At 26.8% G+C, this 14,288-nt stretch carries 13 protein-coding genes and 1 tRNA gene; 7 read left to right on the forward strand and 7 right to left on the reverse strand.

What is annotated here, in order from left to right; genetic code table 11:
• Positions 1-35 precede the first annotated feature (35 nt).
• Together BPP43_RS07725 and BPP43_RS07730 are read left to right on the forward strand one after the other, a co-directional pair.
• The gene (locus BPP43_RS07725) at positions 36-758 is read left to right on the forward strand and encodes a hypothetical protein (protein WP_015274630.1); all 723 of its coding nucleotides are present in this window, start codon (positions 36-38) and stop codon (positions 756-758) included.
• A 56-nt stretch (positions 759-814) separates the two neighbouring features.
• Positions 815-1,075: a hypothetical protein gene (locus BPP43_RS07730; protein ID WP_014932161.1), complete on the forward strand. Its 261-nt coding sequence runs from the start codon at positions 815-817 to the stop codon at positions 1,073-1,075.
• A gap of 7 nt (positions 1,076-1,082) precedes the next feature.
• Here the strand turns inward: BPP43_RS07730 and BPP43_RS07735 are convergent.
• Positions 1,083-1,163, reverse strand: a tRNA-Leu gene (locus BPP43_RS07735).
• A gap of 51 nt (positions 1,164-1,214) precedes the next feature.
• On the opposite strand from BPP43_RS07735, the gene BPP43_RS07740 reads away from it, so the two are divergent.
• Positions 1,215-2,834: a YhjD/YihY/BrkB family envelope integrity protein gene (locus BPP43_RS07740; protein ID WP_015274631.1), complete on the forward strand. Its 1,620-nt coding sequence runs from the start codon at positions 1,215-1,217 to the stop codon at positions 2,832-2,834.
• Positions 2,835-2,836: 2 nt separating this feature from the next.
• On the opposite strand, the gene BPP43_RS07745 is transcribed toward BPP43_RS07740, so the two are convergent.
• Together BPP43_RS07745 and BPP43_RS07750 are read right to left on the reverse strand one after the other, a co-directional pair.
• The gene (locus BPP43_RS07745) at positions 2,837-3,451 is read right to left on the reverse strand and encodes a hypothetical protein (protein WP_015274632.1); all 615 of its coding nucleotides are present in this window, start codon (positions 3,449-3,451) and stop codon (positions 2,837-2,839) included.
• A gap of 5 nt (positions 3,452-3,456) precedes the next feature.
• A complete protein-coding gene (locus tag BPP43_RS07750) occupies positions 3,457-4,797 on the reverse strand; it encodes an AAA family ATPase (RefSeq protein WP_015274633.1) in 1,341 nt (446 codons plus the stop codon).
• A 145-nt stretch (positions 4,798-4,942) separates the two neighbouring features.
• Between BPP43_RS07750 and purH the strand changes: the two genes are divergently transcribed.
• Together purH and ahpC are read left to right on the forward strand one after the other, a co-directional pair.
• The gene (gene purH, locus BPP43_RS07755; RefSeq protein WP_013244289.1) at positions 4,943-6,472 is read left to right on the forward strand and encodes a bifunctional phosphoribosylaminoimidazolecarboxamide formyltransferase/IMP cyclohydrolase; all 1,530 of its coding nucleotides are present in this window, start codon (positions 4,943-4,945) and stop codon (positions 6,470-6,472) included.
• A gap of 114 nt (positions 6,473-6,586) precedes the next feature.
• Positions 6,587-7,150, forward strand: a complete 564-nt coding sequence (gene ahpC / locus BPP43_RS07760) for an alkyl hydroperoxide reductase subunit C (RefSeq protein WP_014932156.1) — start codon at positions 6,587-6,589, stop codon at positions 7,148-7,150.
• 81 nt (positions 7,151-7,231) lie between these two features.
• On the opposite strand, the gene fabD is transcribed toward ahpC, so the two are convergent.
• On the reverse strand, positions 7,232-8,140 hold the full coding sequence (gene fabD, locus BPP43_RS07765; protein WP_014936880.1) for an ACP S-malonyltransferase: 909 nt from the start codon (positions 8,138-8,140) through the stop codon (positions 7,232-7,234).
• Between the two features lie 670 nt (positions 8,141-8,810).
• Here fabD and BPP43_RS07770 point away from each other — a divergent pair.
• On the forward strand, positions 8,811-9,725 hold the full coding sequence (locus BPP43_RS07770) for a DUF4340 domain-containing protein (RefSeq protein ID WP_015274634.1): 915 nt from the start codon (positions 8,811-8,813) through the stop codon (positions 9,723-9,725).
• Here the strand turns inward: BPP43_RS07770 and BPP43_RS07775 are convergent.
• The 3 genes from BPP43_RS07775 to BPP43_RS07785 form a co-directional block, all read right to left on the reverse strand.
• Positions 9,722-10,492, reverse strand: coding sequence for a hypothetical protein (locus BPP43_RS07775; RefSeq protein ID WP_013244285.1), 771 nt, complete (start codon positions 10,490-10,492; stop codon positions 9,722-9,724). The genes BPP43_RS07770 and BPP43_RS07775 overlap by 4 nt on opposite strands.
• Before the next feature lie 57 nt (positions 10,493-10,549).
• Entirely contained in the window at positions 10,550-11,785 is a 1,236-nt protein-coding gene (locus BPP43_RS07780; RefSeq protein ID WP_014936878.1) for a M14 family metallopeptidase, read from the reverse strand.
• A 116-nt stretch (positions 11,786-11,901) separates the two neighbouring features.
• On the reverse strand, positions 11,902-12,786 hold the full coding sequence (locus BPP43_RS07785; protein ID WP_015274635.1) for a hypothetical protein: 885 nt from the start codon (positions 12,784-12,786) through the stop codon (positions 11,902-11,904).
• 622 nt (positions 12,787-13,408) lie between these two features.
• Between BPP43_RS07785 and BPP43_RS07790 the strand changes: the two genes are divergently transcribed.
• Positions 13,409-14,269: a flagellin N-terminal helical domain-containing protein gene (locus BPP43_RS07790; protein WP_014932149.1), complete on the forward strand. Its 861-nt coding sequence runs from the start codon at positions 13,409-13,411 to the stop codon at positions 14,267-14,269.
• Positions 14,270-14,288 lie beyond the last annotated feature (19 nt).

Consider the following 14,288-nt stretch of genomic DNA (forward strand, 5'->3'; position numbering starts at 1 on the left):
ATAAAAATTATAAGGCTGCAAAAAAAAAATAAGTTATGAGAAAAATAATATACACATTAATATTTTGTTTAATAATATCTTGCTCATCTCCAAATAATCCAAATTATTATAAAGGAACATATTCAAGCAAGTATGGAAATATATATTTAGAAAATGGAAATATATTATGCTATGAACTTGGAGTAAATACTGCATCAACTGAAGCACAAATATATAATGCAGCAATAAACTTTGATATAAGCGAAGATAAAATTATTGTAAATGTATATCAAAATGGAAATATAAAAGAAACTTTTGAAGCAAACAAAATATCTGACACTATAGATTATAAAGACTACAAAGATTATACAAACGGCACTTATAATCCTCCAACTTCTTTCAAAGAGGAAGACTATGCATTATACATATATGACCCTTTAATACCGCAAAATGGTGAATATTATAGAGTATTATTAAATGAGTATAGGGCTTATTTTCCAAATTACGGTGAGTATATACCAAGAACTGTGAGGGTAGGATATTATAAAACAGATGTTGGATATAAAGCCTACATATTAAACGACCATAATATAGGAAGCGGTCCTGGGTCTGCAAGAAGAGATTATAGAATATTTTTTACTTCTTCTTTTTTAGCTATATCTGATTTAATAAATGGGGATATTCCTGTATTTGCTGTTTATAGCCCAACAGAAGTTCAAAAGGTATTACAAAAATTATCTGAGATTTATATGATATTTCCAGAAGACGGCATAAAATAAAAATTATCCTTTCAAAAAAAAGTGTTTTAGGTTATAATTTTATAAAAGGGACTATTGTGAATATTATATTTATTATATTTATTATTATTGTATTTATTATATTTATTTCTATGTTTGGAATACTATTTTTTGTATCAGGTATTGGTAAAATAGTTGATGTTATATCTTCTATAGTGTTTAGAAATCATGAAGATTGTCCTTTTTGCAATACTAAGAATTCTATGAGAATAATAAAGACTTATAATGGATATAAAAAGGTATGTAATAAATGTAAATTTTCTATAGAAGTTGAAGATAAAGACGAAGAGAAAAAATAGAGATATTTGCGAGGGGAGGGAATCGAACCCTCATGCCTAGGGCGCTAGATCCTAAGTCTAGTGCGTCTGCCAGTTCCGCCACCCTCGCTTTTGTATCATTAATTATACATTAAAAAATATTTTTTGCAAGAAGTGTTTTATGGCTAAAATCAAAATTTTTACTAACAAAATCAAAACTTTTTTTCAAAAGGAAATTTATTCTATAGATACAGCAAATGTAAACCCTGCATATAGATTCTTTATAAATTTATATAGAGTTATAACTTTTGCAATAACAGACTTTTTTAAAGATGACTGTACTATAAGAGCAGCATCATTAACATATCTTGTTACACTTTCTTTTATACCAGCATTAATAGTTGGTTTGTTTGTACTTAGAATATTTAATATTTATCAAAATATATTTATTTTAATATTTGATTGGATGGAAAAAAACGCTCCTTTCTATGAACCTATGGTAAGGCAAATTTTAAATATTGCTGATAATACAGATTTAGCAAGCTTCGGTATTATAGGTGTAATATCTACTTTAATAAGTGCTAGTTTAATACTTCATAATATTCAAAAATCACTCATTAAAATTTGGCGTGTAAAAATAAGAACTTCTATACCAAGGGTAGCTGTAAACTATATTGCTCTTTTAATATTAATTCCTGTTTCTATTGGTATATCTTTTACTTTAATAACTTATTCTTCTATAGCTTTATATTATTTGCCTGCTATTGTAAGAATATTAATATCTTGGGTTACACCTGTTATTGCTATGAGTTTGCTTGTATTATTTTCTTATGTATTAGTACCGCAAACTAAAGTTAATTGGTCTAATGCTTTAATATCTTCTGTGCTTGTGGCTATTGCTATTATCACTTTATTTAGTGTATATTTTAAATTAAATATAAACGTAAAAAATTATAAACAAATATTTGACAGCGATAAATATAAAACTGAATATATTGTAAGAGAAGTAAATCTTTTAAATAATAAAAATGAATTAGCAGACATAAAATTAGATAGAATAAGTTATAGGATAATAGAAGATGAAGGAACTGGAATATCTGCTGCTACATATGAAAGAGAAGTAATATCCAGCAATGCTTTATTTTTTACAAACTTTGCTCCTAATATATATGAACAGGTGAGAAAATATAATTTCCAATTAGATGATATAGTAACTATCACAAGCGAAAACTCTCTTCTAACAAGCATAGAACCTGCAGAGTTATCATCAGCAAGTGCATTTGCTCAAATACCAGTGCTTTTACTATTGCTTTATATTGTATGGATAATTATATTATTTGGTGCAGAGTTAACTTATTCGCTTCAATATTTCAGGTCTTATGGAGTAGATGTAACAAACATAAAATTATCTTTTGCAGAAAAAGAAATGATAGCTTTAGAGTTTATGCATACAATAGCCTACAGATTTATAAATAATAAAAAATGCATGTCTATGTATGATTTGGCAAGAGATTTAAGAGTTGCCCCTTCTGTATTAAACGATATAGCAGATTCTTTAGAAGAAGCTCAATATATAGTAAAAATAGTAAATGGCTCTACAACTTCATATACATTAGCATGCCCTCCAGAACATATAACTATTGGAGATATTTTATATAAACTAAAAATGACAGGCGGTTTTAGAGCTAAACACTTTAACAGAAATGATAAATACAAAAATATTATATATCAAAATAAAGCAATATCTGCTAAAGATTATAACACAACACTTTTAGCATTAGTTGAAAGCAAGAAGAAATAATATTATTTATGAATTATTAATTTATTATCTAAACAGAATTTAATAAATTCATGCATATTTGAAATATTTTTGACTTTTAAAAGTTTTTGATAGAATTCTTCTATTTGAATAGTATCACTTTTAGTATATTTATCATCTGTAGGAAATATCTTTATATAATCCTTTTTATCTCTTTTATTTTTTATAGTATTTTTATTAATAACTTCAGACTTAACTAATACATCTTCTAAATTTGTAATGTTATATATTGGTACTATATACTTATGAGCCCAATAATTTTTAAACATATTCTTATTGATAAAATTATTTTTTTCTTCTTCTTTACAGTCATCTGTATCCATTATTATAAAAATTCTAAAATCTTTATCTATTATTATTTTATTATCTTTAATTTCTAAATCATCTTTATATGTATTCTTAAAATTATCTAATGTATCAATATCTTTACCCTTTAATCTTTTCATTATACTTGATATTTGTATAGAATTTGCACCTTTGTTTTTTGATACTATCTCAATTTTTAGTTTTAACTTTCTTTTTATAAAATCACACATTTGAAACTCAGATTTACCATGAACAATAACTATTGCTTTTAGATAATTTCCTTTATAAAACATAGTTATTATTCCTCTAATATATCTGTAAAATCTAAACTTGAAACGATTGGAATTCCATAGTAAATACCTTTCAAATATCTTTTTCTAAAATTAATATTTGGATGTTCTTTTTCATAATCTGTTATAGGAACTAGTATTTTTTTTCCGTTACTATCTATATTAAATATATATATACATTCTTTTTTTATATCAGATTCTAAAATAGTAGTATTGTGAGTAGTCAATATAAATTGTCCTTTAATGTTATTAAATAATGATTCCAATATTGATGCTGTTAAAATATCATGTATTCCGCTATCTAATTCGTCTATTGCAACTACATTATTTTTTTTAAAAGATGATAACATTAATGGGAATAATCTAAGTAATTTTTGTGTGCCTGTTGATTCTAATTGAAAATCTAAATCTATAATTTTTTCATATATTTGTTTTTTTATAAATAGAGTGTAATTGAGTTTATCATCCTTTCTTTCTTTTTTATAATAAACCTGTTTTATATCACTATAGATAGATGTGAAAAAATTATTTAATATTTTTTCTGTGTAATTTAACTTTTCTTCTTCATTTATTTTAATAGATCCATTATACATTTTAGGAATAAATTTTTTATCAACACTTACTTTTCCTTTTTCTGTATTGCTACTATTTTTTATATAAATAGACATTGATAAAAAATATTTAATGACATCAAATATATTATTATTTATATTTTTTGATATATATTGTTTATTTTTATCTTGCTGTTCAAATAATAGGATAGATAAAAAAGAATGCTTACCCCAAAATTTATCTGCTAAATCTTTTATTTCATTTAAATATTTATCAGATTTAAATAATGAAGGATTTATATAATTATTTTTATTATTAGTAGATAATTCAAAATATTTTGTTTTATTTTTATCTAAAACATATTCTAATTTTTCTTTTACAATACTTTCACTATCAGTTTCAAGATAATATACTCCATTTTTACCATTTACTTTAAAACCAAATTCTAAAACCATATTATCTTTAGAACCAATTGTTTTGGTTTCTTCTATTATATCACTTATATTATCCAATATTTTTAAATCTTCTTTGACCATTTTATTAACTAATAATTCTAATTCTTCTTCATCTTCTTTATTTTTAATTTTCTCTAATATAAATTTATCTAAAGCTTTTTTATATATTTTAGTACTTAATGTATCAAATAATGTAAAAAAGGCATTTATAAAATTTGTCTTACCAGCTCCATTTTCACCATAAATTATAATCATTTTTTTGGGATTATTCTTTGATGATGTTAAATCTACTTCAAAATCAACTAATGATTTATAATTTTTAAGTTTTACATAAGTAAACATTCTATTTTAACCTTTATTTTTTAATTTTTATGACATTTTATCATAAAATTAAGAAAAATCAACTAAAAATAATTATTACTCTTTACAATAGTGCCTTTTATATTATAATGTTTTCATTAAAAACTATATTTTATGGAGATTGTTTATGATTAAAAGGGCATTGATATCTGTATTTTACAAAGACGGAATATTAGACTTTGCTAAATTTCTAACTTCTAAAAATGTGGAAATTGTTTCTACAGGCGGAACCTATAAATATTTAAAAGAAAATAATATACCTGTAATAGAGGTTGCTGAAGTTACAGGAGCTAAAGAAATGCTTGACGGAAGAGTAAAAACTTTAGACCCTAAAATACATGGTGCAATACTTGCTATAAGAGATAACCCTACTCATATGGAAACTATTAAAGAGAGGGGAATCACTCCTATTGATATGGTAATAGTTAATCTTTATCCTTTCTTTGAAAAGGTGCAAGATGATAATTTGAAATTTGAAGAGAAAATAGAGTTTATTGATATAGGCGGACCTACTATGCTTCGTTCTGCTGCTAAATCTTTTAAAGATGTTGTTGTTATAAGCGATGTTAAAGATTATGATTTGGTAAAAAGCGAAATGGAAAAAGGCGAAGTGAGTTTTGAGACAAAAAAATATTTAGCTTCTAAAGTGTTCAATTTAACTTCTGCTTATGATGCTGCAGTGTCTGAGTTTATGTTTAACTCATTAGAAAACAAGGAAGATAAAAAACTTAATTATTTGAATATGTCTTATGCATTACAAGAGAAATTAAGATACGGAGAAAATCCTCATCAAGGTGCAAGCTATTATGTATCAACTACAGATAAAGGCTCTATGAAAGATTTTGAACAGTTAAACGGAAAAGAGCTTTCATTTAATAATATTAGAGATATGGATATAGCTTTAAAAATAGTGTTGGAGTTTGATGAATCTAAAAAAGAATATGCATGCTCTGCTATAAAACACTCTACTCCTTGCGGTGCAGCTTTGGGAAGCAATGTATTTGAGGCTTATAATAGAACTTATAACTGCGACCCTACTTCTATATTTGGAGGAATTGTGGCATTTAATAGCACTGTAGATGAGAATACAGCAAAAGAACTTATTAAAATATTTTTAGAGATTGTTATTGCTAAAGACTTTACTCCTGAAGCTTTGGCAGTATTAAAAACTAAAAATAATTTGAGAGTTATAAAATATAAAACTAACACTAATGATAAAATAAATGTTGTTAAAGTTGACGGCGGATTACTTGTACAAGATGAAGATACTACTTTAATAGAAGATTATAAAGTTGTAACAGAGAAAAAGCCTACAGAAGAAGAGATGAAAAACTTAATATTTGGAATGAAGGTTGTAAAATATGCTAAATCAAATGCTATAGTAGTAATAAAAGACTTTATGGCTAAGGGTATAGGAAGCGGACAAACTAATAGAATATGGGCTTGTGAAGATGCTTTGGAGCGTGCTGGTGACGGAGTTGTGATGGCATCTGATGCTTTCTTCCCATTTAGAGATGTAGTTGATGCTTGTGCTAAATACAATATTAAAGCTATAATTCAGCCAGGAGGCTCTATAAGAGACCAAGAGTCAATTGATGCTTGTAATGAACATGGCATTGCTATGGTATTTACTGGAATAAGGCATTTTAAACATTAAAAAATATATATATTTTTTAGTAATTTTTACTAATTTGTACAGTTTTTTACTTGACAAAATTTATTATTTACTGTATTGTTAGAGTATACAAACATAAATAAAAGGAGTTTTATAATGAGTTTAATCAATAAAAAACTTATAGATTTCAAGGTTGATGCTTATCAAAACGGAGAGTTTAAAGAGGTTAGTACAAAAGATGTATTAGGTAAATGGAGTGTATTCTTCTTCTATCCTGCAGACTTTACTTTTGTATGTCCTACAGAATTAGAAGATTTAGGTACTGTTTATGATGAACTTAAAAAAATTAATTGTGAAGTATATTCAGTATCTGCAGATACACATTTCGTACATAAAGCTTGGGCAGACGCTTCAGCAACTATTAAAAACTTAAAATATACTATGCTTGGAGACCCAACAGGAATACTAGGAAGATTCTTTGAAGTATTTGTAGAAGAAGTTGGACAAGATTTACGCGGAAGCTTTATTGTAAACCCTGAAGGTTTAATTAAAGCTTATGAAGTACATGATATGGGCATTGGTAGAGATGCTAATGAATTAGTACGTAAAGTACAAGCTGCTCAATATGTTGCTGAACATGGCGGCGAAGTTTGTCCTGCTAAATGGAAACCAGGTGCTAAAACTTTGAAACCAGGAATTGATTTGGTTGGAAAAATCTAATTATTTAAACCTTTAAAATATAGTAAAAAAGGGGGCTTTTTTAAGCCTCCTTTTTATTTATAAAAATTAAAAAATTATTTTTTATTGTACTGAGTTTAGAGAGTCATTATCAAATACGCAAACAGCCTCTATTTCTGGAGCTATCTTTTTAGACATACCAACTAAAACCTTACCAGGTCCGCATTCATATATTTTATTAACGCCTTTACTTTGAAGATTAATCATGCTGTCATACCATCTTACAGTAGAGAACATTTGTTTGTAAAGGTTATCTTTTATATTATCGAAGCTATGTACATCTGCCGTAACATTTGATAATACTTTATTACCGCTATTATTAAATTGAACATTATCTAAGAATTTTTTAAGTTCATCAGCGGCAGGCTTCATAAATGGTGAGTGGAAAGCACCGGAAACTTTCAAAGGCATAACCCTCTTAGCACCAGCCTCTTGAAGTTTAGGAGTAACAGCTTCTATAGCACTAAGCAATCCAGATATAACAATTTGGTCTTTTAAGTTATAATTAGCAGCAACTACTTCTTTGCTTTCAGGCATGCATTTAGAAACAGTATCATAATCCAAACCAAGTACAGCAGCCATACCATAAGGAGCATCGGCACCAGCTTTTGCCATAAGAAGTCCCCTAGTTCTAGCAATCTTTACGGCATCTTCAAAAGAAATATATCCAGCAGCAGAAAGAGCAGTAATCTCTCCTAAACTGTGACCTGCAAAATAGTCTCCCTTTATTCCTTTAGCTTTTAAAGCCTCATAAACAGCCATACCAACAGTAACCAAAGCAGGCTGAGTGTTTTCTGTTTTCTTTAAATCTTCTTCAGTTCCTTCAAAACATAATGCCTTGATATCTACATCATCTAATATATTAGCAGCTTTATCAAATATCGCCTTAGACTCTGCTACATTGTCGTATAAAGATTTACCCATTCCAACAGTTTGAGAACCTTGTCCTGGAAATAAAAATGCTATTGACATAAGTATTATTCTCCTTTTTTATAAATTTATTTAAAGTTTATATATTCAGAAATAAATTATATTCAAGATATTAACAATAAATTAGAGTTTTATCAAGTGAGTTTTTATTAATAGAGCCATTTATATTTTATCTTAAATTTGTAATGTATATATATAAATCATAATTACTATGGTTTGGTATCGTTTTTTTATTTGCACTTTTTGGTTCTTTGACGAAGTCCACACCGTGTAGCGGCGGGAAAAAGAACAACAAAAAATTGATAGAAAATTATTGTTTTAATATATACTGAAAATTTTTAAGTTTGTAAAAAATATTTTTAAGTTTTTTATTTGTTGTGGCTTTGCCCCCTGCGAAGCGTGCCCTTGGGGTACACACCCCTACTTCTTTTATTGGTATAAAAGAAGCAAAAAAACTGCATTTTTATTATAAATTTTATAATTTAATTGTACATTAAAAGGCACTCCACCGCACAACTAAGAAGTTATAATTAAAGCATAGCATTACCGTGCGGCAAGGTGGTACAGCTCGTACGCGGGAAAAGAACAACAAAAAATTGATAACTTAAAATGTTTAGTATTTATTCAAATATATGTTTTATTTATAAATGCTTTACAATTTTGTTTATTTTTGTATAATAAATTTTAAATTTAAAAAATGGAGAATAATTTGATGGCAAACATTCAAAAGAAATATATAATACTCTCTTCTATAGTTGTAGTTCTAGCAGTAATTTTAATACTCACAGTTACATTAAAAAATAAGGGATACTCTCTGCCTCAATTTAAAACTATTAACACTCAATTAAGCGAAATCACTATCACAAGAAATGGAAACGAAACAATTACAATAAAATTTAATGATAATAAATGGACAGTAAATGATAAATATAATGCTGATGCTAATGCAGTAGAGTCAATAACAAATGCATTTAATAATATACAGCCGGTAGAATTATTATCCAGAGGAAGCGATGAAATATTAGATAAATACAGCCTTACAGATAATGAAGCTTTAATTGTAAAAGCAAAAGATTCTTCATCTAAAGAAGTGAGAAATATAAAATTTGGTATGAAAGCTAATTTTGGTAATTTGGTATATGCACAAATTAATAATGATAAAAATGTTTATTTGATTGGAAATACACCAATTAACCCTAAAGATATTTTTGATAAAACTGAAGATGACTTAATAAATAAAACTATATCATCTGTAAAAATTGATGATATAAACAAAATAGCTATATCATATAATAATAATTCATACACTATAGAAAAAACTGACTCTACTAATTGGACTAAAACTTGGAATAATAAAAATATTGACCAAAATGATATATATAGTTCTTTATATTCTATTGCTAACCTTGAAGCAGATGGTCTTATAAAAGATAATACTCAAACAAAATCTAATTTATTATACAAAGTAGAAATATATACTTCAGATAATAAAACTGTAAGTTATAATATATATTCTAAAACAGATAATTATGAAATAGAATTAGTAAATGATAATAATAGATACTATTTATTAGAATCTAGTTTTCAAAACTTAGAAGAAAAAATAAATGATATAATAAAAAATTAAATATCCTCATCTAATGAAGCACTAGTAACAAAATCTCTATTTAAGAAATATAATGAGATTAATACTTTAAAATAAGTATCAAAGAAATATAGTATTATCATAGATAAAAAATAATATAATACTCCCTCTCTTGTATCCATTGGTGCAGATGGGAAAGTAATTATAAATGCATTTTGAAATAATGCTATAAAAGCAAGTATTGATAATGACTTAAAAAACTTAGGCTTCACCAAAGAAAAAGAATATTTAATAGCATCTATACCCCAAGTATGTCTTAAAGCACATATATTCGTAGTGAACATAAATAAAATCATAAGTATTATGCCTGGAAATACAAAGAAAGAAAGTCCAAAGAAATATATAATTATTGTGATGATAGAAGTTACTAATATTGGAATTATCATTTGAAAAGTTTTAATTATTGCATATGATGCAGTTCTAATCTTATCGTAAATTAATCCTTCTACTAATAATGCAATTGATACTGTAGCAATAATATCCAAAAACCAAGATAAAAATAAATTAATATAAAAACCTTCATTAACTTCATTTTGAAACCAATTTACAACATCTTGAACAGTCTGTATTTTTGTAAGGTCAAACATAGAAGGCGGAAAATATATAGTTGTAATTATTGTTGGCATTGCACATAAAAATCCAACTAATAAAAAATTAACAAAATTATGTCTAAAAATTGAAAACGATAAAGTAAACAAATCTACTACTTCAAAATCTTTTTTCTCTAATGCTTTTCTTAATGACAGCATAATAATCCTTAAATAAAATATACTACATTATATATTATAAAAAATTAAATACAATTTTTATTCTAAGCCATATATTTTTAAAAACTCATTTAATATGGTATGCATTATTATTCTTTTTTTATCATAATCCAAATTACGGGTAAGCTCTATTCCATATGCATCTATTCCTTTTTCTGTGGCATAATATGTTATTGTTGTTGGCATTGGATAATACATTTGCTTAAATTTAAACTTCATAGGCTCTATTCTTGAATTGATATTATCAAGTACTTTTTTAACATTATCATCTAACTTTCTAGTGTCATATATAATAGAGTCCCCAAAAAACTCCTTAAATCCATTACCCTCATGAAGTGTAAGTACAACATCTATATCATACTCATCAAGCATTTCCATATATTTTTGTGCTAATTTATCTGTATCTGTTCTATTAATCTTTTTATCAAAGAATCTGTTATTAATATCTTGTCCTTCTATAGCACGAGTATTTAATCTATAAGCCTCAGGAACTGCTATAGGTATTATAGTTAAACTTCCTTGTTTTATAGGCATATTGAGTCTCTCTATTGCCACATCTGTACCCACTCTCTCGCTTCCATGCGGAACAATTAAAAATACATTAGGTCCTTTTTTTGGGTGAACTATTCTGTATATTGTAGTTTCATTTTTACTGCCTTCTAATATAGTAAAGTTATATCTCTCTATTCCCTCGTTTAAATGGTCATTCATCTCTATTTCTAATTGTCTAGATACATTTTCTAATAAAGTTTTCTCATTTTCATTAATGTTATATGGACCATTCATAGAAGAGTTTATCAATGTTTTATTAAAAGGCTCTAAATAATATGATATGCCTAGAGACTGAACAGGCTCTATTTTTACAGCATTATTATGGCTTAATATTGTCATATCATTATCATAAGAAATTATAGCAAATGATTTTCCTTTGAAACTGTATGCTTTATCATCTTTGGTTAATGTTATTTTTACCTCATCATTATGTTTGCTTTTTATGTATATATATCCAGAATGAAGGGTAAATTGATTGTCTTGAAATGTTAATTTAGACTGCGGCATTAATATTATAGATTTTTCGCCATTATCTATTACCATATATGAAGATTCTTTTGTAGATATTGAAAAATAATCATCAGGAAAACTTTTTTTTATATCTATATCAGAATGCTCCTTATTGACAATAACAGAAGCTTCTCCCTGTCTTGATATCACCTTAAAATTATTAGCAAATAGTGAATTAATAGTAATAAAAAGTATTATGATTATTTTTTTCATTTATTTTACGCCAATTTTTAATTTACTCTATCTTTTTTATTGTCGTTTAAAAATAAAAATGCTTTAAATAAAAAGTTTTTATTTAAAGCATTGTTTTATATATGATATTTTAGTGATTATTGTCTAGTGTATGTTAAATTATCAGGTGATATAGTAGTTGTTTTTTTATTGTATTTAGCAGAGATAGGAGTTCCGTCTTCTTTTAATTGTATTTCCAATTTATTATTATAATCTACATAAATAAAAATTAATTCATTTACAGGATCAGAAATTTTAGTATTATGAGTATTAATAAATACTCCGCTATATAATGGACCATAAAATACAGTATAACCTAAATAATTTTTATCATCTCTTGAAAGTTCAAAAAAAGATGCTGGAATTTTTACTTTCACTTGACTATCTTCATAATATGTCATAAATACTCTTTCTATTTTTAGAGTTCTATTACCAGATTTATATTCACCTTGAAAAGAAGTTTCAAAAATATCTTTAGGTCCAGGTGCTTTATCTATCATTCCAATTATTATTTCTGAAGTGTTTTTATTAGTTACATAAACATAACCTACTGTCTCATCATCATAAGTAGGAAAATGTATCTCTCCAACCCAAGTACCATCGCTTATTATATAACCAAAATATCTATCATAATATTGATTTTCTTCAGGTGTTGGTGTGCTGTAAATATGCTCTTTTGTAAAACTTACTGCATTTTGTGATTGACCATTTGATATTACTAAACCGCTTACTCCCCCATCTTTTATGGTAATATCAACAGGTATATTGCCTTTATCATCAGCATTAAAAAATTTCCAACTTCCGTTATATTTTTCATCTATACCATGAATTGTATAAGATGTTGTAATAATTTTTGCATTATTACCATTATTATCATTTAAATTAGCATTACTAATAGGATTTGTTATATCATTATTCTTTGAACTACAAGCTACAATAGTAAAAATAAGAATACAAACCAGCAAATATTGTAAGTTTTTCATTATTTTGTTTCCTTTTAGGTAAATTATATTTACAATATAGTTACATATTGTGCCGAGATTATACATTATTATTATAAAAATAGCCAGCACTTTTTTACATTCCCCCGCCCTTTATAATTATTGCATAAATAAAATATAAAAGTTATATTATACTTAATTACTCAATTAGAAATTATAAACGCCCACCCAAGATTTTTTTAAATTTTAAACCTCTTTAACCGCACGTAAAAAAAACTAAAAAATATAATAAAATTTTTATTCTAATATTATTAATATACCTTGTTTTGTTAAACGTGCGGTAAATTATTTTGTTTAATAAAAAAATTTTTTAAAAAAATAAAAAAAATACTAAACTAAATTTAAGTTTATGCCGATAGTGCCGAGAATTAATACATAGAAAAACGAAGGTCCAAAGATTTGGCGGTCTCGAACCTTTCGTTTTTATTATTAATTGATAAACCATATTTAGGTATTTTTATTTGCAGATAAAAATGCCTTGAGAATTTATGACTTACCAAAACCTCAATTTGTTTAAAATCTCGGAAAGTCATAAATTCTCTTTAATATTTTTTGCCAATTAGGCACGGATGCCTTTTTGAATAAATTATCAGGGAGGATGACAATGATCATCAATAATAATATCAGTGCAGTAAATGCACAACGTACTTTAAAATTTAGAAATGTAGACCTTTCTAAAGATATGGCTTCTTTAGCTTCTGGTATGAGAATCAACAGAGCTGGAGACGATGCTTCTGGATTAGCAGTATCTGAAAAAATGCGTACACAAATCCGCGGTTTACGTCAAGCTGAAAGAAACACTCAAGATGGTATATCTTTCATTCAAACTACTGAAGGATACCTTCAAGAGAGCCAAGACATCTTACAAAGAATTCGTGAATTAGCTGTACAATCTGCTAACGGTATATATACTGATGATGACAGAATGCTTATTCAAGTTGAAGTTTCTCAATTAGTAGATGAAGTTAACCGTATTGCTAGCCAAGCTCAATTCAATACTCTTAACATGCTTACTGGTAGATTTGCTGACCCTAATGCCGGCGGTGCTCCTGCTGCAAGTATGTGGTTTCACATGGGTGCAAACATGGACGAAAGAAGAAGAGTTTATATAGGAACTATGACTGCTGCTGCTTTAGGTTTACAAAACACTGCTGATGGTACTACTCTTTCTATTTCTTCTATAGACAAAGCTAACAGTGCTATAGGTTTAGTTGATGAAGCTTTAATGAAAGTTTCTAAACAAAGATCTAATCTTGGTGCTTATCAAAACAGATTAGAGCTTACTGCTCAAGGTTTAATGATAGGTTATGAAAACACTATGGCTTCTGAAAGCAGAATAAGAGATACTGATATGGCTGAAGCTTCTGTTAAATTTGCTAAAGACCAAATACTTAGTCAAACTAACTTAGCTATGCTTGCTCAAGCTAACACTATGACTCAAGGTGTATTACGCTTAGTTCAGTGATGATTTTTATTGATTGATT

Origin of the sequence: Brachyspira pilosicoli P43/6/78, assembly GCF_000325665.1 — a bacterium.
Classification (GTDB): Bacteria; Spirochaetota; Brachyspiria; order Brachyspirales; family Brachyspiraceae; genus Brachyspira; species Brachyspira pilosicoli.